The organism is Weizmannia acidilactici, from assembly GCF_008974185.1.
GTDB classification, from domain to species: domain Bacteria; phylum Bacillota; class Bacilli; order Bacillales; family Bacillaceae_C; genus Weizmannia; species Weizmannia acidilactici.
Genome location: NZ_BKZP01000030.1, coordinates 12,072 through 38,817 on the forward strand (window position 1 = coordinate 12,072; position 26,746 = coordinate 38,817).

Here is a 26,746-nt window from a genome sequence, read left to right on the forward strand (position 1 = left end):
CGCTTTCCCTTGCTTATGATTTGAGATGTTCCAAAAACGACGCTTCATCCCAAATTTCAATGCCGAGCTGTTCTGCCTTTGTAAGCTTGGAGCCTGCATCCTCGCCGGCAATGACAAGATCGGTTTTTTTGCTGACGCTGCCCGTAACGCTTGCCCCGAGCGCTTCGAGCTTTTCTTTTGCCTCATTACGTGTCATTTGCGACAGTTTCCCGGTCAGCACCACCGTTTTGCCGGCAAAAGGCGATTCCAGCTGATCCGCATCGGCCGGTTTGGGGCCTTTATATGCCATATTGACGCCTAACTCTTTCAATTCACGGATTAAAGCTTCGGCTTCTTCGTTTTCAAAATAAGCGGCAATGGAATCAGCCATTTTTTCGCCGATATCCGGTATGGCTTCCAGTTCTTCACGCGTCGCTCCGGACAAGCGTTCCATCGTTCCAAACTGCTGCGCCAATATTTTGGCGGCTTTAGCGCCGACATGGCGGATGCCAAGCCCGAAAAGCAGTTTTTCCAACGAATTGTCTTTCGAAGCTTCGATCGCGGCCAGCAGATTGGAAACCGATTTTTCCCCCATTCTTTCCAGTTGTAATAGCTCTTCTTTTTTCAGCCGATAAATATCCGCCACATCGTGGATCAGTTCATGCCGGAACAGCTGGCTGATGACTTTTTCGCCGAGTCCTTCGATATTCATCGCATCCCTTGACACGAAATGAATTAGCCCTTCACGAATTTGCGCCGGGCAATTCGGATTGATGCAGCGGAGCGCCACTTCATCCTCTAACCGGACAAGTTCGCTGCCACAGTCCGGGCAATGTGTCGGCATAAAAAATTCCTGCTCGTTTCCGTTTCTCCGCTCCACGATTGGGCGAACCACTTCCGGAATGATGTCGCCCGCTTTTTTCACAACGACATAGTCGCCGATGCGGATATCTTTTTCACGGATTAAATCTTCATTATGCAACGTTGCCCGCTGGACGGTCGTACCCGCCACACGCACCGGTTCCAGAATCGCTGTCGGCGTGACAACACCGGTGCGTCCCACCTTCACTTCAATGCCGGTTAATTTCGTTACGACTTCTTCGGCAGGGAACTTGAAAGCAATTGCCCACCGCGGGCTTTTGACCGTCGTACCGAGGACGGCCTGCTGGGCGTAATTGTTCACTTTTATGACGATGCCGTCAATTTCATAAGGAAGGTTCGGACGTTTTTCCGTCCATTCTGCGATATATTGCAGCACTTCCCCTATATCCCGGCATTTCCTTCGTTCTTTGTTCACCTTCAGACCGAGCCTCTCAAGAAAATCAAGCCCTTCACTATGGGTCAGAATATTCAAACCGTTTGTATCGCCGATCGCATACATAAACGTATCAAGGTTTCTCGATGCCGCAATTTTCGGGTCGAGCTGGCGCAGCGATCCGGCTGCCGCATTCCGTGGGTTGGCAAAAGGTTCTTCACCGTTCTCTTCCTTGATACGGTTCAATGCCTCAAAAGATTTTTTCGGCATATAGCATTCGCCGCGTGCTTCAATCGTGACCGGTTCATTCAGCCGGAGTGGAATGGAGCGGACGGTTCTGAGGTTGGCCGTGATGTCTTCGCCTATCGTGCCGTCCCCCCTTGTTGATCCTTGCACAAACAAACCATCTTCATATTTAAGGGAGATGGCCAGCCCGTCTATTTTCAGTTCGCAGACATATTCGTACGAATCCCCTACAGCCTCCCTGACCCTGCGGTCGAAATCCCGCAAATCGGCTTCGTTGAAGGCATTTGCCAGGCTCAGCATTGGGATGTCATGGACCACTTTGGCAAACCCGGACAAAGGTTCTCCTCCGACCCTTTGCGTTGGCGAATCCGGCGTAATCAAATCCGGATATGTATTTTCGATTTCCTGCAGCTCACGCAAAAGCTTATCATATTCTGAATCCGGGACAGTCGGACGGTCAAGGACGTAATAATCGTAGCTGTATTGGTTGAGCAATTTGCGCAGTTCGATCACCCGATTGGCTGCCGCATTATAATCCATGTGCAACAATCCTTTCCATCAGGATGCTGGCGGTGTGGGGCCGCCAGCTTTTCCCGTTCGTTGGCTAGACTTATTCTATTCTACTTTTGTGATCGGCGCAAATTCTGCCAAAAGCCTTTTAATGCCGACAGGGCTCGGGAATGCAATATCGAGTTCGAGCGATTTTCCTTCTCCTTTGACGCTGACAATGGTGCCAATTCCCCATTTTTTATGTTCGGCTTTATCGCCCACATTCCAGGAAAGTTTCTCAGCCCCTTGTTTTTGATGGGCGGCAGGACGCACCATCGGCCTCCGCTGCATTCTTTCGCTGCTTCGTGAAGAAGGGGAACGGAAATCAAGACCGTCTTCTTCCTCCCGGTTGGCCTGGTCAATTAATTCTTCCGGAATTTCACTAATAAACCGGGAAACCGGATTGATATTTGTCCGCCCGTACAGCGTCCGCATCTGCGCATTCGTAAGGTACAGTTCTTCTTCGGCGCGCGTTACACCGACATACATGAGACGCCTTTCTTCTTCCATTTCCGCTTCATCCATCAGGGAACGGCTGTGCGGAAAGACCCCTTCTTCCATTCCAATTAAAAAGACGACCGGAAACTCAAGCCCTTTTGCCGCATGAAGTGTCATTAACACTACAGCATCTTTCGGCACATCTTCTTCATCCAGCCGGTCAATATCGGCAACGAGCGCTAAATCGGTCAAAAAGGAGATTAAACTTTTATCATCATTATTTTTCTCAAATTCCTGCGCAACCGAAATAAATTCATCGATATTTTCAAGCCGGCTTTCGGCTTCAATCGATTTTTCCAGTTTGAGCGCTTCGCGGTATCCTGACTTCTCCAGCAGTTCTTCCACGAGTTCAGTGACGGACAGATATTCCTGCATCCGGTTGAAATTGCGGATAAACTCGTAAAATTCTCGGGCGGATTTGGCGATTTTCGGGCTGAGGCCAATAAAATCAGTATCCTGAAGGGCGGCAAATAAAGAAATATCCTGGTCCGCTGCATAGCGCGCAATTTTATCCATCGAAGTTGAGCCGATGCCGCGTTTCGGCACATTGATAATTCGAAGCAGGCTGATATCATCATCAGGGTTGGCAATCAGCCGCAAATAGGCCAAAATATCTTTGATTTCTTTCCGGTCATAGAACCGGATGCCGCCGACGATATTGTATTCGATGTTGGATTTCATGAACACTTCTTCGACGACGCGGGACTGGGCGTTCGTGCGGTACAGGACGGCAATGTCGGAGTATTTGCGTTTTCCGGACGCCGTCAGTTCCTTAATTTTTCCGGCGACAAACTGTGCTTCCGCCTGTTCGCTGTCCGCCCGGTAATAGACAATATTTTGCCCTTCTTCGTTTTCCGTCCATAAGTTTTTCTTTTTCCGGTTTGCGTTGTTTTCTATCACTTTATTGGCGGCCTGCAAAATTTTCTTTGTGGAGCGGTAATTTTGTTCAAGCAAAATAACTTTCGCGTTCGGATAGTCTTTTTCAAACGATAAAATATTCATGATATCCGCGCCGCGCCACCGGTAGATCGACTGGTCATTATCCCCGACAACGCAAATATTCTGGAACCGCGACGCCAGAAGTTTTACAAGTGTGTACTGGGATTTATTGGTATCCTGATATTCATCAACGTGAATGTATTGGAATTTTCTTTGGTAGTATTCGAGGACTTCCGGGACGCGCTTAAATAATTGGATCGTCATCATGATGAGATCGTCGAAATCAAGCGACTGGTTTTTCCTCAGCCGTTTTTGGTAAGCTTCATACACATCGCTTACGACCTGGTCAAAAAAGTCGCCGGCATGCTTTGCGTACTGTTCGTAATCGATGAGATCATTTTTTGCGCTGCTGATTTTCCCGAGAATCGCACGCGGATCAAATTTTTTCGGATCGAGATTCTTTTCTTTTAAAATATTCTTGATGACCGATAATTGGTCGGTTGAATCAAGAATCGTAAAATTGCGGTTAAAACCGATCCGATCGATGTCCCTTCTTAAAATGCGCACGCACATCGAGTGGAAAGTAGAAATCCATACTTCCTCGGCGGCGCCCCCCATAATGCCGGCAATCCTTTCCTTCATTTCGCGCGCGGCTTTGTTCGTAAATGTAATTGCCAAAATATTATACGGGTTGACGCCTTTTTCCACCATTAAATAAGCGACGCGGTGGGTCAGCACCCTCGTTTTGCCGCTTCCCGCCCCGGCGAGAATCAAAAGCGGGCCTTCAGTTGTTTTGACCGCTTCTTTCTGCTGCGGGTTCAGTCCGTTCAGAAGGCGGTCAGTTAAAAATTGCATAGTTTCACCACCACAAAAGAACATTTGTTCCTATTTTATCACAATTCCGTTAGCTTCACAACTTGGACCGTTTTTACGGCCTCCTGGATATTTTCATAGACAACATTGCCGACAACAACCACATCCGCAACCTGCGCCATTTCCGCTGCCTGCTGTGCTGTGCGGATGCCGCCGCCGTAAAACAAAGTTGCCTTTTCAAGCACGTTTTTGACTTTTTCAACAAGATTTTTATCCCCGTATAATCCGCTGTATTCCAAATAAAAAACCGGAAGCTTGAACATATGCTCAGCCATCCTCGCATAAGCGATGACATCTTCATCATCAAGGCGGGTATCTGCTTCCGCCGCCCGGGCTGCTTTGCAGTCAGGATTTAAAATACAGTAGCCTTCCATAAAGATCTCGTTCCAGTCCATCAGCTCGCCGTATTCTTTTACAGCCTGATGGTGGACACCGGTGATCCATGTCGTACTTCTGCTGTTTAAGACTGTTGGAATTAAGTACAGATCATAGCCGGGCGTGATCGTGTCCAAGTTCGACACTTCCAGGCAGCACGGCACTGCGTATCTCCTTACCCTTGACATCAGTTGGAGCGTATTGTCGAGCGTCACGCCGTCCGTCCCGCCGATGATGATTGCATCGGTCCCAGACTCGCAAATTTTTTCCAAGTCGTTGTCCGAAATTTCCTTGTTCGGATCCAATTTGAAGGCATGCCGCCATTCGCGCACATCGTACATAAACCGGAAATCCTCCATTCTTCATCCATCATAGCCCATTATAGCATTTGCAGGCTTGCGCAAAAAAGCTTTTCCTCGGCTAGGAAAAATATAACAGCAATCGGCTTTTGCCGGCACGCTTCGCACTTTTCAAAAAGGAAAACCGGAAAGAATTTTTGCTATTACTGTCAAATACCGCGCTTACTTTCCCAAGTCCGTCCGTGCAAAATCATGATAATATAAAAATATGAGAATTCTATTAAATTTTCCAAGGGGGGCTGGATGATATGGATGATCAGATGATGTTAATGAAGATCACGAAGAAAGACATCGACGCGCTCATTCAGAAATTGGACTTGTTTCTGAAGGAAAGAAACGAAAAGAAACGGTAGCCGGAAAAGTACATCCAGATTTCGGATACCCATTCTCCCGGAACAAACTATCAGACTTTTATTCAATTTAGTATAATAAAAGTAAAACGCATGAGCCCGGGTGATCTACATGAACGTGGGATCCATCATCAAGCTGCACCGCATACAGCAAAATTTGACACAGGAAGAATTGGCAGACGGGATCATTTCCACTTCTTATTTATCGAAAATCGAGAATGGAAAAATTGAACCGCATGAAGATGTCATCAAACTTTTAAGCGCACGCCTTGGAATTGACTTAACCAGCCAGGCAGATGCAAACATTAAGAAGAAATGTGAAGACTGGTTTCATTTGCTGCTTACATCAAAGGATACGGATTTAATCAAAAAAACTTATGAAGAAATCTTTCCAATTGCAGAGAATATGCAGGATATGGAACTTTCGGTTTTATGGAAAATCCATCTGGTCCGGTATTATTTGAAAATCGAAGCTTATGATCTGGCTAAACAACAAATAGATAAACTTAGAGAAATCAGTTCAACTTTCAATCCAATACAAAAATATTACTGGCTGAAATTTAATGGAAACTATTATTCTATGATTAATCAACAGCAAAATGCGCTTCAATATTATACACTTGCAGACAACATTAGTATCCAAACAAATATATCAGAAGAAGAAAAAGCCGACCTTTCCTATACTTTATCTGTTACATGCAGCAAGTTGAGGTTAACCTCAGAAGCGCAAAATTATGCTGCTAAAGCTCTTGAATATTATAAGCAAAACTATCATTTTGAAAGATGTGCCGAATGCCACATTATCCTTGGAATTTCATCTCGAAGAATTCGTCAATATGATAAGGCAATTCAAAACTATCAGTTGGCGCAAAAATTAGCAGAACTTACCAAAAGGAAAGATCTTATTCGATTAGTGCATCAAAATTTAGGGCATTTACACTCCGTCCAAAATAACAGAGAAGAAGCAATTTCCCATTATGCAGAAATAATAAAAGAAGAAACTTCTCATTTTGAAGTTCGTCTGCTTGCCCTTATCTCAATTATTGAGGAATATTACAAAAGCTCACATTATGAAAAAGCATTGGGAAAGGTCATGCAGGGACTTGGTTGGTTGGATAAAATCGGAAAAGATAACTATCTTATATTCTATTATGAGCTTACGGTATATAAGTTCCTGCTTAACGAAGAATATGAAGAATTTGAGAAAACATTGTTAGATTTTATTCCTATTTTAAAACAACAAAAAGATTATGCACGCTTGACAACATATACTGAAATGCTTGGGGACTTTTATGTAGAAAATCACAAATATAAACTTGCCACGATCTATTTTAAAGTAGCAATAGAATCATATAACAAAATCATAGAAATTTGAAAGGAAGGTAGTTTAAATGAAAAAATACTTTGTAATTTTTGGTATTGTATCTGTTTTGTTTGCTTCTTCTTTTGTTAAATTGGAGAGCACAGCATTACACACTAAAAAAGTTGCTTATGAAGCAGAACCACGGGTACTAGTTGTAAAATCCCCGACGGCACTTGCTCTTAGTGCAAAACCAAACTATGAAGCAGAACCACGGGTATTATAATTGCTATACTCCTAACCACCCTAATCTTGTGTTCACTTTCAATTCTAATATTTTGAAACAGGCGGATGTTCGCCTGTTTTTTTTTGCGTGAAAAAAGCTCTGCTTCAAAATGAAGAGAGCTTTTTTCAGCTGTTATTCTTCTGTTTCGTTTTCTTCCGCATTGTTATCCTGTTTGTGCTTTTTTTCGATGCGGTCGAGGACCATTTGATATGAATCGTTGCCGTAATTGAGGCAGCGTTTGACGCGTGAAATGGTGGCCGTGCTAGCGCCTGTTTCGGTCTCAATGGCATGGTACGTTTTATCGTTACGCAGCATTCTCGCCACTTCCAAGCGCTGCGTCATTGCCTGTATTTCATTGACGGTGCACAAATCATCAAAAAAGCGATAGCACTCTTCTATGGTTTCAAGCGACAAAATCGCTTCAAACAATTGGTCAAGCGCTCTTCCGCGTAATTTATCAATTTGCATAAACCTTTACATTCTCCTTTGCTCCATTGCTTTCCGGCGCAACCCGGCCGGCTGGCCATTCATTTTGCGTTTAATCGGATACCGTCACACTGCCCAGGCTCTGGACAATATTAATCCACGTTTTTCCCGGTACCAATTTGATCGGCTCACCGTCTTTATACGGTAGGATCCTGCCATTGTCGTTTTCCCATTCGACTTCCTGTAGCTTCCCTTTCTGGATCAAATACGCTTTGCCGCCGGATGTTAAATCAATATCCCTGCGCCCGTAACTGTCGATCAGTTTGTGCTTAGCGGCCACTATAAATAAATTATCGATCAAAACCGGCTGATTGTTGTTCGCATCCACTGTCTGCACGCCGCCTGAGTAACGGGTATACCTTTGTTTTTCCGCATCATAACGGTACTCGGCGTTTAAATTGCTTTGGTTTGAATAACGGATGCTGATTTTGCCGGCTGAAATCCCCGAGATGTTTTTCACTTCTTTTTCCGTCATAAAAGGTAGCGGAGACGGTGCATTGTCCATCACATAGCCTTTTTCTTTGGCGCCTTTTAAAATATTTTTATAAGTGATGTAGGAATTATGCGGCGCTTTTCTTGCAGATGAGCGGTAAAACAGGGTGCCGTCATACTGCATGCCGTTCAGCTCATCGACATAACCCGAATCGAGTAGTTTTTTCGCCCCCGGGCTGTAGCCGTGTGCAATATATAAAGCGTTGTAACCTTTCGCCAGTTTAATAAAATATGGCCTGGCGCTTCTGATAGGGCCGATGTTGGACGGCATATCACTCTCAAAAATAGCAACGAACCTGGTAATATTCCCTTCCGCAAGTGCTTCGTAAACAATATCGGCCGAACACAGCCCCGATTGCGTGCGTGCAAGGGGATGGTTGTTCACCATGACGGCAACAGCACGCCTATCGGGTTTACTGCTTGTCTTAAGGCCCGTTAATGGTTCCGTCCATCTCTTTTCCGTCGCCTGCAAAGATTTAGCGCCTGTTCCGTTTTCCTCCTGCTGTGTGCCGGTACTGTTTTGGCGGCCGCAAGCCGATAGGACAAACAAGAGCACAAGCATCCATATCAAATTTTTCTTTTTCATCCTTGCAACTCCAATCGCTCTTTCTAAACTCCAAAAAACCCCCGCTTTTTAAGATGGGCCGGCTGTGGCGCAGGGTCTGGTCCTGCGGCAAAATGAATGCATTCCCTTTTTCGAAAGTACCATCTCCCTTTTTTCAAGCGGGAAAAAGATAACCAGCAGAACCGCGCTGCCCATTTCTCCCGCTCTTAAATATTGAATAGTTGATACTTTATTATTTTAACGCATTATAGTTGGAAAGAGTATTGTTTTCTTCATGACATCGTACATTCCTTTTGAAGTAATCCGGATGTAAGGCAAGTGGGTTGCGCATAAAAAGAGCAAAGAATACATCGGGTCATCATAATGGTAACCGCGCTTCTTCAGGACTTCAGCGAACTTTTTCATTTGCCCGATTAAATCTTCCATATTTTGATCCGACATGATTCCGCCGACCGGGAGCGGGATTTCATGGACGATCTCCCCCTTTTCCGCAATTACGATGCCGCCGCCCAGTTCTTTCATCCGTTTAAAGGCCAGCATCATGTCGCTTTTAGATTTGCCGATGCATAAAATATCCCCTGTGGACGAGTAGGATGACGCCAGCCCCATCAGGCCTTTTGCAAACCCTTTGATTAATGTGTTGATGCGCCATTTTCCCTTTTTATCCATCAGCATCAAAAAATTATCTTCGTAATCGTCAGGCAGCACATCGTATGAAACGTCGTACGTAATCGAGTACGGCTTCGTAATGACGCTGTTGGACATCTCAATCCCGAACGGCATGGAGAATTGCAAATCATCATACTCAAGATCCCATTCTAGCTGGAGCGGGCCATGGCCAAACGATTCCCAATCGATCGGTTCCTCCTGTTCTACTGCTTTCCCGTCTTTTTTCATCCATATCCCTTTAGACAGGACAGAGACAGGTACCGGATTCGTTTCACTTTCGAGAAAATTGATGCTCGCCACTCTGCCCGTGGCAATCATACCGTGCAAATGCTGGATATTATAATAGCGGGCCACATTGTAGCTTGCCATCAAATACGCGTCAACCGGCGGAACCCCGTGTTTCATCGCGATTTTGATCATTCTGTCAAGCACGCCCTGCTCGTAAAAAGCCGGCGAGCTTCCATCGCTTGTAAAAAACATTTGATCATACTGGTCAATGCCGAGCGTTTTTATTTCGTCCAGCAAAGCAGGCAGGTCGGGGCGGATCGATGAATAACGCAGAGATATCGTGTAACCCTGCATCAGCCGGTTCAACACTTCTTTTCCCGTCATTGCTTCATGGTCACAGTCTGCCCCAAACAGCATCATTTTTGCCAATGTTTTTTCCGATGCACCTGGAAAATGCCCTTCAATTTTCTTTCTCATCCGTTTTGCTTCCTGGATCCAGTGAAGAATCAAGTCATCGCCGTCCGCCAATTTCGGCCAGCCCGTCAATTCCCCTCCCTGCAGCACAGCATCATGTTCAAGCCACGATTTCACGCTCTCATGTGAAAAAATCATTTCTTCATTTGCAAGTTCCGTCTGTCCGTCGAATCGGGCCCACCAATACATTGTGACAGGGAAATGGCGGAACCTTTGCACGAGAGAAAACGCTTTCTTTTTGTCCGACAATAAAACGAGCATAAGATTATCGTTAATCAATGTTGTCGTCCCTGTTTGGGCTGCATAAAGGGCAAAGGATTGGGGATTATATAGTTGAAAAGGGTGGACATGCGGTTCAACATACCCGGGCACCAGCCACTGGCCCGAACAATCCACAACCTCGCAACCGGCCAGATTTTCAGGCAGTTTATCCCCGGTATATACAATGCGGTCCTGATATATCCAAATATGCCCCGATATCCACTTTCTTAACGTGGAATGCAGAAAACGGGCATTTTTTAAAACCATGGTAGGCGCCAAATTGCCGTCGAGTACGGCAACGTGCTCTCTGATTTGTTTATTTTTCCATCTGTAGCGTTGGTCAAGCATTTTGTCATTCCTCCCTAGGGGGAACCCTAATATAAAATTATTTTACCATATTTTAGCCATTAAAGCAGTAAAGAAATTTGAAAACATGCAAAAAGGAGACTTGCAGCAATGAAGATAGCCCCAAATATTGGCATTATGAATGCACTGATCCGGATTACGTGTGGCCTTACCTCGCTTGCCTGGGCGACGGCCAAATTATCGCGAAAACCGTGGTGCAGCACATACTTAATGGTAGCGTTTATGGGTGCGATGAAAGTCGGGGAAGGAATTGTCCGTTACTGCCCTGTGACGGATTTTCTTCAAAACCAGCAAATGAATACGGATAAAAGTGAAGGGTAAACAAAGGCCGGCTGTTTTTCCGGCCTTTGCGGATGTCCGGGGCGTAAAGCCTATTTTCTCTTGCCAATATCATTCCGGTAGAAAAACCCTTCAAAATTCAAGCCGTCTAATTCGTTATACAGTTGTTTCCTTGCCTCTTCCAGCGTGCGGGCCTTTCTACCGATAAAAAGGACCCTGCCACCGTTGGAAACGAGCCTGCCGTCCGCAACCCGCGTACCGGAGTGGAAAACGAAGGACTCCAGCGGCGCAAGCGTGGGAAGCGGCACGCCTTTTTCATAATGGCCGGGATAGCCGTTTGACGCAATGACAACGCCCAAAACCGCATCCGGGCTCCATTGGATGTCCGGTGTTTTTCCATGTAAAAGGTCAAGCACAATCTGTACCAAATCGGATTTGAGCCGTTCAAGCACTACCTGTGTCTCCGGGTCGCCAAAACGGGCGTTAAACTCGATCACTTTCACGCCGCTCCGGGTAAGGATCAACCCTGCATACAAAACCCCTGTAAACGGGCTGCCTTCTTGTGCCAGTGCTTTCGCGGCCGGCCGTAAAATGCCTGCCACCGCCTTTTCCACTTCTTCATCGGGAATTTGCGGAACCGGGGAGTAGGCGCCCATCCCGCCTGTATTCGGGCCTTTGTCGCCGTTATAGGCACGCTTATGATCGCGCGCGATCACCATCGGAAAAACATTTTCTCCATTGACGAACGCCATCAGGGAAAACTCTTCCCCTTCCAAAAATTCTTCTACGACCACTTGCTTGGAGGCATCCCCGAATTTTTGCTCGAGCAGAGCGGCACGTAGCGCTTCCCGTGCTTCTTCCAAAGACATCGCCACGGTAACGCCTTTCCCCGCTGCCAGCCCGTCAGCTTTGATGACGATTGGAGCGCCTTTTTCTTCAATATATCGTTCCGCTTCTTCATAGCTGGAAAACAAGCGGTAATCCGCGGTCGGGATCTCATATTTTTGCATCAATTCTTTTGCAAAAGCTTTGCTGCTTTCAATTCTTGCCGCCTTTTGGGTCGGTCCGAAAATTTTCAGGCCGGCATTTTGGAATTCATCCACAATCCCCGCGCTTAACGGGGCTTCCGGGCCGACAACCGTCAAATCGATGCCCTTTTCTTTTGCAAAAGCAACCAAGGAAACGATATCCATTTCATGAATCGGAACCGTTTCGGCAATATTCGCGATACCACCGTTGCCCGGCGCGCAATAAACTTTATCGGCAAGCGGGCTTTCTGCAATTTTTTGGCAGACCGCATGCTCGCGGCCTCCGCTCCCAATTACAAGTACTTTCATTTTATCGTGGCCCCTTTATCCTGTCTATAGATTCGTAAACTTTCCTGACTGTTGATTGCGGAGGCTGGCCGGAGCGCCTTCACTTTTCTATTTATCCAGCTCCGGCGCCTATCGGCTGGAGTGTTTCTTGTCCTTCTCCCTACGATAAGCAGGAATCGGCTCGTTGCCTCGCCGTGTTTCCTTTATCTCAGTCGAAAGGCCTGAAATCCGTGCACCGATGGGCAGTCGCCTCCGCTTTTCTACATTAATGTTTAAAGTGCCTGATACCGGTGAAGACCATGGCAATGCCGTATTCGTCGGCTTTTTTAATCGAGTCTGCGTCGCGGATTGAGCCGCCCGGCTGGATGATGGCAGTGATGCCGGCTTTGGCAGCCGCTTCAACGGTATCATCCATCGGGAAGAACGCATCGGACGCCATGACGGAACCTTTCGCTTTTTCGCCGGCCTGGGCAAGCGCAATTTCAGCAGATCCGACACGGTTCATCTGCCCGGCGCCTACACCGAGCGTTTTTTCCGCATCAGTTACGACAATGGCATTTGATTTCACATGTTTCACAACTTTCCAGGCAAGTTTCAATGCTTTCCATTCCTGCTCCGTTGGTACTCGTTTCGTTACAGTTTTCACTTGGGCCTCATCTAATGTATATGTATCCTGATCTTGGATCAGCAGCCCGCCTTCTACGGAAGTGATGATTTCTTCTGGTTTGCGAACATCCGAGAAAGGAACCGTCAGCAGGCGGATATTCTTTTTGCTCGCCAAAATTCCAAAAGCTTCATCATCAAATGAGGGGGCAATGACAATTTCAAGGAAAATATCATGCAGCAGTTTGGCTGTTTCCACGTCAACAGGGCGGTTAAATGCGACAATCCCGCCAAAAATCGATTTTGGATCTGCTTCATACGCTTTTTTGTATGCTTCAAGCGCCGTTTCCCCGATACCGATGCCGCACGGGTTCATATGCTTCACAGCGACTGCAGCCGGTTCTTTAAAATCTTTTACGATCTGCAGGGCAGCATCTGCATCGCGAATATTATTGTACGATAATTCTTTGCCGTGCAGCTGCTTCGCATGTGCGATCGAAAATTCCGAGCCGAGCGGATTGATGTAAAAGCTCGCTTTTTGATGCGGGTTTTCCCCGTAACGGAGCGTTTGTTTCAATTCATATGTAAAGGTGACGCGTTCCGGGTTTTCTTCGCCAACGCGTTCCGTCATATAATTGGCAATATAAGCATCATACGCAGCCGTGTGGCGGAATACTTTGGCAGCAAGCGCCTTTTTCGTTTCTTTTGCCACATCGCCGTATTCTTTGATTTCATCAATGACTTTGCTGTAGTCGGCTGCATCCACGACAACCGTGACATATTCAAAATTTTTCGCGGCCGCACGCAGCATCGACGGCCCGCCGATATCAATGTTTTCAATGGCCTCTTCTTCCGTTACATCCGGTTTTGCGATCGTCTGCTGGAAAGGGTAAAGATTGACGCAAACCAGATCGATCGGCTTGATGCCGTGTTCCCGGATTTGTTTTTCATGTTCCGGGATGCGTTTGGCCAACAGCCCGCCGTGGATATTCGGATGCAGCGTTTTTACCCTGCCTTCCAAAATTTCAGGAAATCCTGTTACTTTTTCGACACCTGTGACAGGTACCCCCGCTTCTTCCAGCGCTTTTTTCGTGCCGCCTGTTGATAAAATTTCAAAGCCGAGCCCGCTCAAATTTTTGGCAAACTCCACAACCCCTGTTTTGTCCGAAACACTGATTAAAGCTCTTTTCATTCCAGTAAAACCTCCATGCTAGTTTGTTGTGCAAACAGTTTTTTGAGCACGTTCGGATATAACACATGCTCTGTTTCATGAATTCTTGCCGCCAATGTTTCAGGCGTGTCCCCGTCAAGCACCGGGACGGCCGCCTGGGCAATAATCGGACCCGTATCCATTCCTTCATCGACATAATGGACCGTTACACCCGTCACTTTGACGCCCGCCGCGAACGCCTGCCCGATCGCATCTTTTCCCGGAAAAGCCGGCAGCAAAGACGGATGGATATTGACGATTTTTTGCGGGTACGCATCCAGGATCACGGAGCCGATCAGCCGCATATAGCCGGCAAGCACAATCCATTCAATTTCCTTCTTCTGTAAAAGTACCAATATCTCCTGCTCGTACGCCTGTTTATCCGGATAAGCTTTTGGATTAAAGACAAAGGCCGGAATGTTCTCTTTCGCGGCCCGCTTAATCACCTTCGCCCCTTCACGGTCGCACACCATCAGTTCAACGCTGGCATCGATTTCCCCGTTTTTGGCAGCATCGGCAATCGCCTGAAAATTCGTGCCGCTCCCCGATGCGAAAACAGCTATTTTACGCATATTCACCGCTCCCCGCTGTAAAACGGACGCCTGCTGTATTAGTTACTTTCCCGATCACATAAGCCTGTTCGCCCGATTCGTTAAAAAATTCCACGGCCGCTTGCGCATCTTCCGCATTCACTGCCAGAACAAAACCGATCCCCATATTAAAAACATGAAACATTTCATCGCGGCTGATCTTACCGTAAGATTCAATGGCAGTGAAAACCGGTGGCACCGGCCAAGAACCGGTTATGATTTCAACGCCGAGATCCCCGTCCATCATGCGTGGTATGTTTTCGTAAAAACCGCCTCCCGTGATATGTGCCATGCCTTTGATTTCAAATTTCCTTAATGCCTCTAAAACAGGTTTTACATAAATTTTTGTCGGGGTTAACAACACATCCCCAAGTGGCTTTCCCAACTCAGGGAGAACCGTATCCAGGGGCAGCCCGCGGTCCTTTAGGAAAATTTTCCGGACAAGCGAGTAGCCGTTGCTGTGGATCCCGCTTGAAGCAAGGCCGATCAGCATATCCCCCGGCTGGATATTTTCCCCCGTGACAAGCGCGTCTTTTTCACAGGCGCCGACGGCAAAACCAGCGAGATCGTATTCTTCCCTTGCATACAAATCCGGCATTTCCGCCGTTTCGCCGCCGATCAGTGCGCAGCCCGCCTGCACACACCCTTCCGCAACGCCTTTTACAATCTGCTCGATCTTCTCCGGATCAGCCGAACCGCAACCGATGTAATCAAGAAAATAGAGCGGTTCCGCCCCCTGTACAACGATATCGTTCACGCACATCGCAACACAGTCAATTCCGATCGTGTCATGCCGGCCCATTAAAAATGCCAGTTTCAATTTCGTGCCGACCCCATCCGTTCCGGAAACGAGGACGGGCTGCCGGTAATGGAGTTCGGAAAGGTCGAACACGCCGCCGAATCCGCCAAGTCCGCTGATTACCCCCGGCCGGTTTGTGCGTGCAACATGTTTTTCCATCCGTTTGACCGCTTCATAGCCTGCTTCAATGTCTACGCCGGCATCCCGATATGTGTTTGACATATGACTCCTCCGTAAAATGCTATTTTTTAATCAATTCTTTTTCATGCGGCAGCACCGTATCCGGATAGATTTCCGTCGGATAGTTGCCGGTGAAGCAGGCGAGGCATTGGCCGCAAGTTTCGTTGATGGCCGGCCTGCCGATTGCTTCGAGCATATTTTCAACTGTTAAAAATGTAAGCGAATCCGCTCCGATGATCTGGCGGATTTCTTCCACACTGTGGTTGGCGGCAATCAGTTCTTCGTGCGTGGACGTATCGATGCCATAAAAACAAGGATGTTTCATCGGCGGCGAACTGATGCACACATGCACTTCCGTTGCGCCGGCATCCCTGAGCATGGAAACGATCCTTTTGCTTGTCGTCCCGCGCACGATTGAATCATCTACCATAATAACTCGTTTGTCTTCCACAATGGCGCGCACTGGGGAAAGCTTCATTTTTACGCCCTGCTCGCGCAAAGACTGCGACGGCTGGATGAACGTGCGCCCGACGTAACGGTTTTTGATCAGGCCCATTTCATACGGGATGCCCGATTGTTCCGCATAACCTATCGCTGCCGAAATGCTTGAATCGGGCACACCTGTCACGACATCCGCTTCAATGCCCGCCTGTATCGCCAGCCGTCTCCCCATATTTTTGCGGGCGGCATGGACGTTAATGCCGTGGATATTGCTGTCTGGGCGCGAAAAATACACATATTCCATTGTGCAAATCGCAGGATACGTTGCATATGAATAGTGCTCGGACTCGATGCCATGGTCGCTGATTGATACAAGTTCCCCCGGGCGGATGTCGCGGATATACTCGGCGCCGACAATGTCAAATGCGCACGTTTCCGAGGCGACGCAGTAAGCATCACCGATCTGTCCGAGCGAAAGCGGGCGCAAGCCGTTCGGATCGAGGGCTACAAGCAATTCATCTTCCGTCATGACGACAAAAGCATACGCCCCTTTTAACATCGTCAACGCGCTTTTCATCTGTTCTTTAATCGTGCGGTAACCGCTCCTTTTCATTAAATGGGCGAGCACTTCGGTATCGGATGTTGTCTGGAAAATGCTGCCCTGCATTTCGAGTTGGTGCTTCAACGTATGCGCATTGACAAGATTGCCGTTATGGGCAAGCGCTAGGCTGCCGTTTTGCGAACGGAACAGAAGCGGCTGGACGTTTTCAATCCCGCCCCCTCCGGCTGTCGCATAGCGGACGTGGCCGAGGGCGGCATCCCCGTTAAGCCCTTCGAAAGTTTCGGTTGTAAATACTTCGGTCACAAGCCCTTCCCCTTTTTTGCCGATTAACCGGCCGTTTTGTTTGACAACAATGCCCGCTCCTTCCTGGCCCCTGTGCTGCAGACTGTGGAGCCCATAATACGTCAGCTGTGCCGCCTCTTTATGCCCCCAAATGGCGAAAATCCCGCATTCTTCGTTTAATCCTTTTATTTCAGCAAGCATGCCAAAGCTCCTTTCCAGGCATTCTCACAATCCTGCCTGCCTGCTTGAATCCAAGTCTCGCCGTTTTCCCCTTTTATCGTGATCTTTTCATCATCTGTAACTTTTCCAATACATACCGCATCTTCCAGCAATCTTTCAAAAGCCTGCTGATGTTCTTTTTTCACAGACACAATAAACCTCGACTGGGTTTCACTAAATAAAGCAACAACCGGGTTTCCTTTTAAAGTGGTTTCCGCCCCCAAACCTTCTGTTCCAAACAGGCATTCGGCAAGTGCCGTTGCAAAGCCGCCTTCCGAAAGATCGTGTGCACTTTGGACGAGGCCGGACTGGATCGCCACAAGCAGCTGGTGCTGACGGCGCGCTTCGGTTGCCAAATCAATGGCAGGCGGTTTTCCGAAAATGACACCGTCCACAAACTTTTGCAATTCGCTGCCGCCGAATTCCGGTTTTGCCTCCCCGATCAGATAGATCAAATCCCCGAACTGTTTAAACGTTTGCGTCGTAATATGACCGATATCTTCAATCAGCCCGACCATGCCGACAACCGGCGTCGGGTACACGGCCTGGACGGATGCTTCTTTTCCTTCCGTTTTCTGCAACGTTTCATTGTAAAGCGATACATTTCCGCCGATGACCGGGGTTTCCAGTTCACGGCATGCTTCGCTCATGCCGTCTGCCGCTTTTTCGAGCTGCCAGAAGATTTCCGGCTTTTCCGGGGCGCCGAAATTCAGACAGTCCGTGATGCCGAGCGGCTGAGCTCCGGAACAGATGATATTGCGCGCCGCTTCCGCCACTGCAATTTTCCCGCCGGTTTCCGGATCCAAATACACATATCGGGCATTGCAGTCAGTCGTCATCGCGAGCGCTTTTCGTGTCCCGCGGATTCTGACAACCGCCGCATCCGACCCCGGTGCGACGACTGTGTTTGTGCGCACCTGGTAATCGTATTGTTCATACACCCATTCCTTGCTCGCAATCGTCGGCTGCTTCAACAGCCGGAAAAAAGTTTCCTGAAGGTCGCCGACATCCGGGATTGCCGGATTCATTGCCTGATAAGCCGAAAAATAAGCCGGTTCTTTTGGCGGTTTATGGTACAAGGGCGCATCTTCCACAAGCGCATCGACCGGCACTTCCGCGACAAGATCCCCGTGGTGGTACAATTTCAGCATTTTATCATCGGTCACCGTGCCGACCGCGACAGCATCGAGCCCGTATTTTTGGAACAAGCGGATAATCTCCTCTTCCCGTCCTTTTTTCACAACGATCAGCATCCGTTCCTGCGATTCCGACAGCATCATTTCGTACGGCGTCATGCCGGTTTCGCGCTGCGGGACATGATCGAGGTTCATGACTAAACCGACACCCGCTTTGCTTGCCATTTCCGACGAAGAGGAGATTAATCCAGCGGCGCCCATGTCCTGAATCCCGACAAGCGCATCATTGTGGACGAGTTCGAGGCATGCTTCCAACAGCAGCTTTTCCATAAACGGATCGCCGACCTGGACTGCCGGGCGTTTTTCATCCGAAGCTTCGCTGAGCTGTTCGGAAGCAAAAGTCGCACCGTGGATCCCGTCACGCCCTGTTTTTGCGCCGACATACATGACCGTATTGCCGATGCCGCGCGCCTGTCCTTTTTGGATATCTTTATGTGCAATCAGACCGACGCACATCGCATTGACAAGCGGATTGCCGTCATAGCAAGGGTCAAATGCAACTTCCCCCCCGACTGTCGGGATACCGATGCAGTTGCCGTAACCTGCGATGCCGGCCACCACTTCTTTAAAAAGATGCTTGACGCGAGGAGAGTCGAGTTCACCGAAGCGCAAAGAATTGAGGAGCGCGATCGGCCTTGCCCCCATCGAAAACACATCGCGGATAATCCCGCCAACGCCAGTTGCCGCACCCTGGTACGGTTCAATCGCAGATGGATGGTTATGGCTTTCGATTTTAAACACGACGGCGAGCCCATCGCCGATATCGATAATGCCCGCGCCTTCCCCCGGGCCCTGCAGGACGCGTTCGCCTTTTGTGGGGAATTTTTTCAAAACCGGTTTTGAGTTTTTGTAGCTGCAATGTTCCGACCACATGACGGCGAAAAGCCCTATTTCCGTATAGTTTGGCGTCCTGCCAAGGATATTTTCCACCAGCGCAAATTCTTCATCGGTCAGTCCGATTTCACGATAGATTTTTTGGCTTTTGATTTCGGCCGGGCTTGGTTCAAGCAATAACGGCATGGGATTCCCTCCAGTTTTTTACGATCGATTTAAAAAGTTTCAGACCGTCCTGGCTTCCGAGCAATGTTTCAACAGCACGCTCCGGATGGGGCATCATCCCGAGCACATTGCCTTTTTCATTCACAATTCCCGCAATATTGGCAATACTTCCGTTAGGATTGTCCCGATAAGTAAACACAATTTGCCCATTTTCTTTTAGCTTTTCGAGCGTTTCGGCATCGCAGTAATAATTCCCTTCGCCATGGGCAACCGGAATGCGGATCGTCTCCCCTTCTTCGTACAGGGAAGTGAACATCGTGGAGGCATTTTCAACCTGCAGCGAAACGGTTTTGCAAACAAATTTCAACCCGGCATTCCTGAGCATTGCACCCGGCAAAAGCCCCGATTCCAGCAAAATCTGGAACCCGTTGCAGACGCCAAGCACTGGCTTTCCTTCCTCCGCCGCTTTGATGACCGCCTGCATGACCGGTGAAAAACGCGCAATCGCGCCGGAACGCAAATAGTCGCCGTAAGAAAATCCACCCGGCAGTAAAATTCCGTCAAATGCATCCAAATTGTCCGCATCATGGCGTACGTATTCCGCTTCTTCACCAAGCGCATCTTGAATCGCATGAAACATATCCACGTCACAATTGGACCCTGGAAATACGATCACAGCAAACTTCACGGAGCAACACACTCCTCAATTTCATAGCGGTAGTCTTCGATGACAGGGTTTGCCAGCACCCGCCCGCACACTTCCTGAATGATGGCATCCAAATCGCGTCCGGACGGTTCCACCAAAAGTTCCAGGAATTTTCCGGCCCGCACTTCCTTCACTTCCCGGTAGCCAAGATGCTCCAGTGATTGTTTAATGGCTGCCCCCTGTGGATCCAATACGCGCTCGCGCAGTGTGACATAGACTTTGACCTTATACATGCGAAATATCTCCTCTCAAGCGATTTAAGATTTCCTGGTAAACTTCCGTTAAGCTGCCCAAATCCCGGCGGAATACATCTTTATCGAGTTTCCGGTCCGTTTCCCGGTCCCAAAGCCTGCATGTATCCGGGGAAATTTCATCCGCCAAAAGAATCTTTCCTTCTTGATCGCGCCCGAATTCTAGCTTGAAATCAACGAGGCGGACACCTACTTCCGAAAATAAAGCTTGCAAACTTTCGTTAACGATTAAAGCCTGCTTCCTTAAAAACTGCAATTCTTCCAAACTTGCAATGCCGAGCAAAAGCACGTGGTCTTCCGTGATAAGCGGATCGCCAAACTCGTCGTTTTTGTAATAAAATTCCACAATCGGCTCCTTTATCGCGGTTCCTTCTTCTATGCCGAGCCGTTTCGCCAGGCTCCCGGCCACAACATTGCGGACAACCACTTCAAGCGGAATGATCGAGACGCGGCGCACCAGCTGTTCACGACCGGAAATTTTGCGGATAAAATGGCTTTCGACCCCTTTTTCTTCCAGCCTTTGAAAAATCAGGCTCGAAATTTCATTGTTCAGCTGCCCTTTGCCTTCGATTTCCGCTTTTTTCACGCCGTTAAAAGCCGTTGCAGAATCTTTGTATTCGACCCGCAGCACATCCGGATTTTCCGTTTCATATAACCGTTTCGCTTTCCCTTCGTATACAAGCATGCTTCTGCCTCCTTTAAAATGGATGAAGGCGCCGGGCCGGATTTCCAAACCCGGCAGTCCTTCCCGGGTTCACTGCAATCCCAAGCGGTCAAAAATCGTGTCGACATGTTTCAAATGGTAATGGTAGTCAAAGCAATCATCGAGTTCCGCTTCCGTCAGCTTGCTTTGGATGACCGGGTCTTTTTTCAGCAGTTCCTTAAAAGGCACCTGCTTTTCCCATGACTCCATCGCTTTCGGCTGCACGGTATCGTACGCGGCTTCGCGAGTCATGCCTTTATCAATTAAAGCAAGCAGCACCCGCTGCGAATAAATGAGGCCCAACGTTTTTTCCATATTCCGCTTCATGTTTTCCGGGAATACCGTTAAATTTTTTACGATATTGCCGAACCGGTTCAGCATATAATTGATGGCAATGGTCGCATCAGGCAAAATAATCCGTTCTGCGGAAGAGTGGGAAATGTCGCGTTCATGCCAGAGGGCGACATTTTCATAAGCCGTGACCATGTAGCCGCGTAGCACCCTCGCCATCCCGGTCATATTTTCCGAGCCGATCGGGTTGCGTTTATGCGGCATGGCGGAAGAGCCTTTTTGGCCTTTGCTGAAAAATTCTTCGACTTCGCGGGTTTCGCTTTTTTGCAGCCCTCTGATTTCAGTTGCAAATTTTTCGATGGATGTTGCAATCAAAGACAAGGTCGCCATATAGTAAGCATGGCGGTCGCGCTGCAGCGTCTGTGTCGAAATCGGCGCCGGCTTTAGCCCCAGTTTTCCGCACACATATTTCTCAACGAACGGGTCGATGTTTGCGTAAGTCCCGACAGCGCCGGAAATCTTTCCGTATCGGATGCCGTCCGCCGCCTGCCTGAAGCGCTCCAGGTTCCGTTTCATTTCTTCGTGCCAAAGGGCCATTTTTAAACCGAAAGTCGTCGGTTCCGCATGGACGCCGTGGGTTCTCCCCATCATAACGGTATATTTATGTTCGATCGCTTTTTGTTTTAAAATCCTGATAAAACTTTCAAGGTCTTTTTCAATAATCTCATTTGCCTGCTTGAGCAGATAGGAAAGCGCCGTATCCACCACATCAGTCGACGTCAGCCCGTAATGCACCCATTTTCTTTCCTCGCCGAGCGATTCCGAAACTGCCCTTGTAAACGCAACAACATCATGGCGCGTTTCCTGCTCGATTTCTAAAATTCTTTTCACATCAAATTTGGCATTTTCACGGATTTTTTGAACATCTGCTTTCGGAATTTCGCCCAGCTCGGCCCATGCTTCACAGGCAAGGATCTCAACTTCCAGCCAGGCTTTGTATTTGTTTTCGTCTGTCCAGATTGCGCCCATTTCGGGCCTTGTGTACCGTTCAATCATTCACAGCTGCCTCCGATCGTTTCTGTACATCCTGCCATACACCGCTTTTTTCAAGGGAAAGCAGGGTTTCTTCGATTTCATCCGTAAGTACCGTAATATGGCCCATTTTCCGCTGGTATTTCGCTTCTTTTTTTCCGTAAATATGGACTGACCATTCCGGCTGGTAAGGGATTTGTCCAACAGCTTTTTCCAGATGCTGCCCGAGCAGATTGACCATCACAGCCGGCTTCAGCAGCTCCACTTTTCGAAGCGGCCAGTTGCAGATCGCGCGGATATGCTGGCCGAACTGTGAAATCGAGCATGCTTCAATCGAGTAGTGCCCGGAATTATGCGGGCGCGGCGCCAGTTCATTGACATAAATCGTACCGTCTGCTTCCAAAAACATCTCGACTGCCAGCGTCCCGACAAGGTTCAGCGATTCCGCCACCTGCAGGGCAATTTGCTGCACCTCTTCTTGTACCGCGCCATCCACTCTGGCCGGAGCAATCGTTTTGTGCAAAATATGGTCATGATGGATGTTTTCAACCACCGGAAAAAGGCTCGTTTCCCCTGCTTCATTCCGGGTGATGATGACAGAAAGTTCTTTTGCAAAATCTATCATTTTTTCGAGGACACATGCGCCGTGGACAAGCAACGGCCTCGTTTCCGTGAGGCTCTTTTCGTCCCGCAGCGTCACCTGCCCTTTTCCATCATAACCGCCGCGCGCCGTTTTTAAAATACATGGATAGCCGATTTCTGCCACCGCTGCTTTTAAATCAGCTTCATTTTGGACCACTTTGTACGGTGCGACCCGGACGCCGGCTTTCGTAACGGCATCTTTTTCATAGATGCGGTTCTGCGTGACTCGGATCAGTTCCGCCCCCTGCGGCACATGAGCGGATTCGGCTGTTTTTTTCAAAGTTTCATAGTCGATATTTTCAAATTCATAAGTGATGACATCGCACCGTGCCCCAAGCTGCCTTAATGCCGCTTCATCATCGTAAGCCGCGATCACTTGATCGTCCGCGACTTGCGCGCACGGGCAATTCGGAGTTGGATCAAGGACGATGATCCGGAAACCCGCTTCTTTTGCGGCAAGAGCCATCATTTTCCCCAGCTGGCCGCCGCCGATAATGCCGATGGTGCTCCCCGGCTGAATCATTTCCCTACTCAAGTTGATCACTGCTTTCATACACGATTTGGGCTAGTTTTTCCCGCCTTTGTTCGAGTCGTCCGGCAATCGTTTCATTCGTGGTTGATAAAATCTGCGCTGCGAGCAGGCCGGCATTCGTTGCGCCTGCTTTGCCGATTGCCACCGTTGCGACCGGAACCCCTCCCGGCATCTGCACAATGGAGAGCAAAGAGTCAAGGCCATTTAACGCTTTTGACTGGACCGGAACCCCGATGACCGGCAGCGTCGTTTTTGCTGCGACCATCCCTGGCAGATGCGCCGCGCCGCCTGCACCTGCAATAATGACTTTGATTCCCCTGCTTCTTGCCTCTTCTGCATATTGAAACATCAGATCCGGCGTACGGTGCGCGGATACGACTTTTTTCTCGTAAGGCACTTCAAGCTCATCCAGCACACTGCAAGCATGTTTCATCGTATCCCAATCCGAAATGCTGCCCATGATGACGCCGACTTCGATTGCCACCTGTATCCCTCCACGTTCTTATCTACAATAAAAAACCCCGGACAGATCCGCCCGCCCTTTTTTGAGAGAAAGCAGTCCATCCGGGATGCAGCACAAATAAACATTGAAAACCTTGTGATTCCCAATTTCCACTTTCCCTCATAGTCCGGTTATTTACGGTAACCGGGTAGAGACGTATGGGCCATATTCCCATTATATATGAGGGTTGTATTCAACTTTGTATTATTATCTTAACAGGGACACCAAATGCTGTCAACGAATAATCGAACATTATATTATTGTTGTTTTCTAATGTTCGGATTTTCTTCCTTCGAATAAAATCTTCCTCGCAACCGGTTCGTACTCTTTTTTTCCGTTTTTGATTACTTCCCGGAAAACCGGTTTTTCAATTCTTCTTACCGGCTGAAAACCTTTCTTTTTCCATCCTTGCAAGGCAGTCGGAAATGGTCTCATTTTCCAGCACTTCGAATTGTTTTTTCTCGGCCATTGCTGCAGTTTTCCTTTCCGGCTTTTGACTACAAGCATAGTACAATTTTAGTTCATTTTTCCATGGTGTCAAAACCCGATTGCTTGAGCAGAATTTTTTTAGATGAACGCTTTTTATGATACGATAGGTAATCAATGAGATGAGGTGTTTAAATGAAAATAGAAGTTTGGTCTGACTTTGTCTGCCCATTTTGCTATATTGGAAAACGGCGTTTGGAAATGGCGCTGGCACAATTTCCGCACCGAGACCAGGTGGAAGTTGAATTTAAAGCTTTTGAACTTGACCCTGCTGCCGGAAAAGGCATCGGCAAAAATATCCACGAAGCGATTGCTGAAAAATACGGCATCAGCATGGAAGAAGCAAAACAGGCAAACCACGGCATCGGTGAACAGGCGGCAAGCGTCGGGCTTCGTTATGATTTTGACAACATGAAGCCGACGAATACGCTGGATGCACACCGTCTGGCAAAGTTTGCAGCTTCGGAGGGAAAAGCAGCGGAGCTCTCCGAGAAACTTTTCCGGGCATATTTTACGGAAGGCCAATATATCGGGGATCATGATACACTCGCCAATATCGCCGAATCGGCAGGGCTTGGCCGCGAAAAAGCATTGGACGTCCTAGAGGATCAGAATGCTTACTTAAATGATGTGCGCATTGACGAAGCGGTTGCCCAGCAATACGGCATCACCGGCGTCCCGTTTTTTATTCTCAACCAAAAATACGCCATCTCCGGCGCCCAGCCGCTCGAAACCTTTACAAGCGCCCTTCAGAAAGTATGGCAGGAAGAAGCCGCAGCGCCGGTGCTGCAAGACCTGTCCACCGAAGAAGACGTTGCCTGTGCAGATGGAAGCTGCATTGTGCCGGGGAAGGAAGAAAAGTAACCATATTATGGCAGGCAGGGATATTCCCTGCCTTTTTAAAATATGCATTGGCATTCTTTCTGTGTCCGCTTTTAATGCTTAGAAAAATTTGCTCGCGGATTTAAGTTATCGTTTCTATTTGCTATATTCCTGGGCAGGCTGATCCCGGCCCTCTATTTTAATTCAACTTTTCCGATCTCATGCCCCGCACTCACTTTGCCATTTGCTGAAATCGTAAAATCCAAAATACTGTTGGAATTTGTAAAGATAACCATTACACTGTTATCCTTTCCAGCTGCTTTCAGTGCGGATAAGTCCATATCGGCAATTTTATCACCAGCTTGGACCGTATCATTTTCATTTACATATACCTTAAAAGGCGCCCCCTTAAGTTCTACCGTATCAATTCCCAGATGCACCAATACTTCCAGCCCATTATCTGTCTGAATACTAATGGCATGTTTTGTGTCAAAAACGCTCAAAATTTTTCCGGATACCGGGCTTCTGACTTCTCCGGCCGCTGGTATTACGGCAAATCCATCTCCCATCATCTTTGTGGAAAAAACCGGATCATTTACTTCAGTTATTGGTACTAAATGGCCGCTTGCAGGCGCAACCAAGCCTACTGTTTGGCTCTTTTTCTTTTTTAAAAAGTTGAGCATATCGGTTCCCTACTTTCTAAATCATTAATTTAAGCAAAACAAAATCACAAAACATATACATTACAAGAAAAGCTCCAAGCATTGATAAATAGCTGGCATCATTTCTTAAATTGGATAACTTAATTTTTTTATTTGGAGAAGATAAAATCAATAGTACAATAAAAAAGGCAATTAAAAGATTCCCCAACAAAAGCTGGAGCAACGCCGATAAGTAAATAGCCAGCATAAAAAGGTCATGATGATTTAAATGAACTTTAAGATGATACAGATAATACCCCATCAGCAGATCAAGGCAGGAAGCGATCAGCATGACAGCAGCAAAAGGGCTGTTTGAAAACAGTTCTTTAAAAGATGTTGGATATATGGCAACAATCACACATAAATAAATCATATAAAAAACAGGGACGAGAAAAAACAATGCAATCATTATATTAAATATTTTCGTTTCATTTCCAACAAGCCTTCTTATTTTATCCATTTTGTAAGCCCCCGTTTTCCAATTGCTCAGTAAACAGCTTGTAATGCAAGGAAAAAAGTTCAACCAGAATGTATAAGCTGACAATGCTTCTATGCCATGGTTTATGAAACTCGGATGCATAGTAATAAAGATTGTATGTTGAAATGCCGGCCAATTTGTTTGTCCCAAATTGTGTGATGCTGACCATTTTTATATTTCTTCTTCTAAAATCTTTTGCTATATTGACAATCCGTTCATTATTGCCGCTCAATGAAATTAAAAATACGATGTCTTTTTCATTTAACGCTTTTTCTGCTACCGATAATTCTTCCAGCGCTGGGAAGTTCGTCACAAATTTTCCTGAGTATATAAAATTTCTTGTAATCTTTTCCGCAGCCATTTTTTGCTCCCAA

The 26,746-nt window shown here is 47.6% G+C and carries 25 protein-coding genes, 1 pseudogene and 1 riboswitch; of the genes and pseudogenes, 4 read left to right on the top strand and 22 right to left on the bottom strand.

Translation table 11 applies throughout. The annotated features are described in order from the left end of the window. Nucleotides 1-13 precede the first annotated feature (13 nt). The 3 genes from ligA to pcrB all read right to left on the bottom strand — a co-directional run bounded on the left by ligA (nucleotide 14) and on the right by pcrB (nucleotide 5,055). Nucleotides 14-2,020, bottom strand: coding sequence for an NAD-dependent DNA ligase LigA (gene ligA / locus BpJC4_RS12325; RefSeq protein WP_151697974.1), 2,007 nt, complete (start codon nucleotides 2,018-2,020; stop codon nucleotides 14-16). Nucleotides 2,021-2,095: 75 nt separating this feature from the next. Beyond that, nucleotides 2,096-4,321 (bottom strand): DNA helicase PcrA, encoded by a 2,226-nt coding sequence (gene pcrA, locus BpJC4_RS12330; protein WP_151681134.1) that lies wholly within the window; start codon nucleotides 4,319-4,321, stop codon nucleotides 2,096-2,098. Between the two features lie 38 nt (nucleotides 4,322-4,359). Continuing rightward, nucleotides 4,360-5,055: a heptaprenylglyceryl phosphate synthase gene (gene pcrB, locus BpJC4_RS12335; protein WP_151681135.1), complete on the bottom strand. Its 696-nt coding sequence runs from the start codon at nucleotides 5,053-5,055 to the stop codon at nucleotides 4,360-4,362. 480 nt (nucleotides 5,056-5,535) lie between these two features. Between pcrB and BpJC4_RS12340 the strand changes: the two genes are divergently transcribed. Both BpJC4_RS12340 and BpJC4_RS12345 read left to right on the top strand, forming a co-directional pair. Beyond that, nucleotides 5,536-6,798, top strand: coding sequence for a helix-turn-helix domain-containing protein (locus tag BpJC4_RS12340; protein WP_151681136.1), 1,263 nt, complete (start codon nucleotides 5,536-5,538; stop codon nucleotides 6,796-6,798). 16 nt (nucleotides 6,799-6,814) lie between these two features. After that, nucleotides 6,815-7,009: a hypothetical protein gene (locus tag BpJC4_RS12345; protein ID WP_151681137.1), complete on the top strand. Its 195-nt coding sequence runs from the start codon at nucleotides 6,815-6,817 to the stop codon at nucleotides 7,007-7,009. Between the two features lie 132 nt (nucleotides 7,010-7,141). Here the strand turns inward: BpJC4_RS12345 and BpJC4_RS12350 are convergent, their stop codons facing one another. From BpJC4_RS12350 to BpJC4_RS12360, 3 genes are all read right to left on the bottom strand, one after another. Beyond that, complete coding sequence (locus BpJC4_RS12350) at nucleotides 7,142-7,477, bottom strand: YerC/YecD family TrpR-related protein (RefSeq protein ID WP_151681138.1); 336 nt, start codon at nucleotides 7,475-7,477, stop codon at nucleotides 7,142-7,144. Between the two features lie 70 nt (nucleotides 7,478-7,547). Next, on the bottom strand, nucleotides 7,548-8,573 hold the full coding sequence (locus BpJC4_RS12355) for a DUF3048 domain-containing protein (RefSeq protein ID WP_151681139.1): 1,026 nt from the start codon (nucleotides 8,571-8,573) through the stop codon (nucleotides 7,548-7,550). 216 nt (nucleotides 8,574-8,789) lie between these two features. After that, a complete protein-coding gene (locus tag BpJC4_RS12360; RefSeq protein WP_151681140.1) occupies nucleotides 8,790-10,532 on the bottom strand; it encodes an adenine deaminase C-terminal domain-containing protein in 1,743 nt (580 codons plus the stop codon). Between the two features lie 108 nt (nucleotides 10,533-10,640). On the opposite strand from BpJC4_RS12360, the gene BpJC4_RS12365 reads away from it, so the two are divergent. Beyond that, nucleotides 10,641-10,871 (top strand): YgaP family membrane protein, encoded by a 231-nt coding sequence (locus tag BpJC4_RS12365; RefSeq protein WP_151681141.1) that lies wholly within the window; start codon nucleotides 10,641-10,643, stop codon nucleotides 10,869-10,871. A gap of 50 nt (nucleotides 10,872-10,921) precedes the next feature. On the opposite strand, the gene purD is transcribed toward BpJC4_RS12365, so the two are convergent. The 13 genes and pseudogenes from purD to BpJC4_RS12430 all read right to left on the bottom strand — a co-directional run bounded on the left by purD (nucleotide 10,922) and on the right by BpJC4_RS12430 (nucleotide 24,354). Continuing rightward, the gene (gene purD / locus BpJC4_RS12370; RefSeq protein WP_151681142.1) at nucleotides 10,922-12,166 is read right to left on the bottom strand and encodes a phosphoribosylamine--glycine ligase; all 1,245 of its coding nucleotides are present in this window, start codon (nucleotides 12,164-12,166) and stop codon (nucleotides 10,922-10,924) included. A gap of 244 nt (nucleotides 12,167-12,410) precedes the next feature. Further along, the gene (purH, locus tag BpJC4_RS12375) at nucleotides 12,411-13,940 is read right to left on the bottom strand and encodes a bifunctional phosphoribosylaminoimidazolecarboxamide formyltransferase/IMP cyclohydrolase (protein WP_151697975.1); all 1,530 of its coding nucleotides are present in this window, start codon (nucleotides 13,938-13,940) and stop codon (nucleotides 12,411-12,413) included. Further along, the gene (gene purN / locus BpJC4_RS12380) at nucleotides 13,937-14,530 is read right to left on the bottom strand and encodes a phosphoribosylglycinamide formyltransferase (protein ID WP_151681144.1); all 594 of its coding nucleotides are present in this window, start codon (nucleotides 14,528-14,530) and stop codon (nucleotides 13,937-13,939) included. The genes purH and purN overlap by 4 nt, the downstream gene beginning before the upstream one ends. Continuing rightward, nucleotides 14,523-15,569 carry a phosphoribosylformylglycinamidine cyclo-ligase gene (purM, locus tag BpJC4_RS12385; protein WP_151681145.1) on the bottom strand — a complete coding sequence of 349 codons (1,047 nt, stop codon included), beginning with the start codon at nucleotides 15,567-15,569 and terminating at the stop codon, nucleotides 14,523-14,525. The genes purN and purM overlap by 8 nt, the downstream gene beginning before the upstream one ends. 19 nt (nucleotides 15,570-15,588) lie before the next feature. Further along, nucleotides 15,589-17,013, bottom strand: coding sequence for an amidophosphoribosyltransferase (gene purF, locus BpJC4_RS12390; protein WP_151681146.1), 1,425 nt, complete (start codon nucleotides 17,011-17,013; stop codon nucleotides 15,589-15,591). Continuing rightward, a complete protein-coding gene (purL, locus tag BpJC4_RS12395; protein ID WP_151681147.1) occupies nucleotides 16,998-19,247 on the bottom strand; it encodes a phosphoribosylformylglycinamidine synthase subunit PurL in 2,250 nt (749 codons plus the stop codon). Before purL ends, purF begins: the two co-directional genes overlap by 16 nt. Then, complete coding sequence (gene purQ / locus BpJC4_RS12400) at nucleotides 19,231-19,914, bottom strand: phosphoribosylformylglycinamidine synthase subunit PurQ (protein WP_151681148.1); 684 nt, start codon at nucleotides 19,912-19,914, stop codon at nucleotides 19,231-19,233. Before purQ ends, purL begins: the two co-directional genes overlap by 17 nt. Next, the gene (gene purS, locus BpJC4_RS12405) at nucleotides 19,911-20,165 is read right to left on the bottom strand and encodes a phosphoribosylformylglycinamidine synthase subunit PurS (protein ID WP_151681149.1); all 255 of its coding nucleotides are present in this window, start codon (nucleotides 20,163-20,165) and stop codon (nucleotides 19,911-19,913) included. The genes purQ and purS overlap by 4 nt, the downstream gene beginning before the upstream one ends. Continuing rightward, nucleotides 20,158-20,868 (bottom strand): phosphoribosylaminoimidazolesuccinocarboxamide synthase, encoded by a 711-nt coding sequence (gene purC, locus BpJC4_RS12410; protein ID WP_151681150.1) that lies wholly within the window; start codon nucleotides 20,866-20,868, stop codon nucleotides 20,158-20,160. The genes purS and purC overlap by 8 nt, the downstream gene beginning before the upstream one ends. 69 nt (nucleotides 20,869-20,937) lie before the next feature. After that, nucleotides 20,938-22,233, bottom strand: coding sequence for an adenylosuccinate lyase (purB, locus tag BpJC4_RS12415; RefSeq protein WP_151681151.1), 1,296 nt, complete (start codon nucleotides 22,231-22,233; stop codon nucleotides 20,938-20,940). Beyond that, the gene (gene purK / locus BpJC4_RS12420; RefSeq protein WP_151681152.1) at nucleotides 22,226-23,386 is read right to left on the bottom strand and encodes a 5-(carboxyamino)imidazole ribonucleotide synthase; all 1,161 of its coding nucleotides are present in this window, start codon (nucleotides 23,384-23,386) and stop codon (nucleotides 22,226-22,228) included. The genes purB and purK overlap by 8 nt, the downstream gene beginning before the upstream one ends. Next, nucleotides 23,379-23,867, bottom strand: coding sequence for a 5-(carboxyamino)imidazole ribonucleotide mutase (purE, locus tag BpJC4_RS12425; protein ID WP_151681153.1), 489 nt, complete (start codon nucleotides 23,865-23,867; stop codon nucleotides 23,379-23,381). The genes purK and purE overlap by 8 nt, the downstream gene beginning before the upstream one ends. A gap of 121 nt (nucleotides 23,868-23,988) precedes the next feature. Next, a riboswitch (purine riboswitch) is annotated at nucleotides 23,989-24,089 on the bottom strand. Nucleotides 24,090-24,155: 66 nt separating this feature from the next. Further along, a pseudogene (locus tag BpJC4_RS12430) lies at nucleotides 24,156-24,354 on the bottom strand (NETI motif-containing protein). Between the two features lie 152 nt (nucleotides 24,355-24,506). Between BpJC4_RS12430 and BpJC4_RS12435 the strand changes: the two are divergent. Continuing rightward, on the top strand, nucleotides 24,507-25,235 hold the full coding sequence (locus BpJC4_RS12435) for a DsbA family oxidoreductase (RefSeq protein WP_151681154.1): 729 nt from the start codon (nucleotides 24,507-24,509) through the stop codon (nucleotides 25,233-25,235). A gap of 152 nt (nucleotides 25,236-25,387) precedes the next feature. On the opposite strand, the gene BpJC4_RS12440 is transcribed toward BpJC4_RS12435, so the two are convergent. The 3 genes from BpJC4_RS12440 to BpJC4_RS12450 all read right to left on the bottom strand — a co-directional run. Beyond that, nucleotides 25,388-25,876 carry a PTS sugar transporter subunit IIA gene (locus BpJC4_RS12440; protein WP_151681155.1) on the bottom strand — a complete coding sequence of 163 codons (489 nt, stop codon included), beginning with the start codon at nucleotides 25,874-25,876 and terminating at the stop codon, nucleotides 25,388-25,390. 16 nt (nucleotides 25,877-25,892) lie between these two features. Continuing rightward, on the bottom strand, nucleotides 25,893-26,354 hold the full coding sequence (locus BpJC4_RS12445; protein WP_151697976.1) for a hypothetical protein: 462 nt from the start codon (nucleotides 26,352-26,354) through the stop codon (nucleotides 25,893-25,895). Continuing rightward, nucleotides 26,347-26,746: SIS domain-containing protein (locus tag BpJC4_RS12450; protein WP_151697977.1), on the bottom strand; the 400-nt coding region annotated here is incomplete at its 5' end. The genes BpJC4_RS12450 and BpJC4_RS12445, both read right to left, overlap by 8 nt.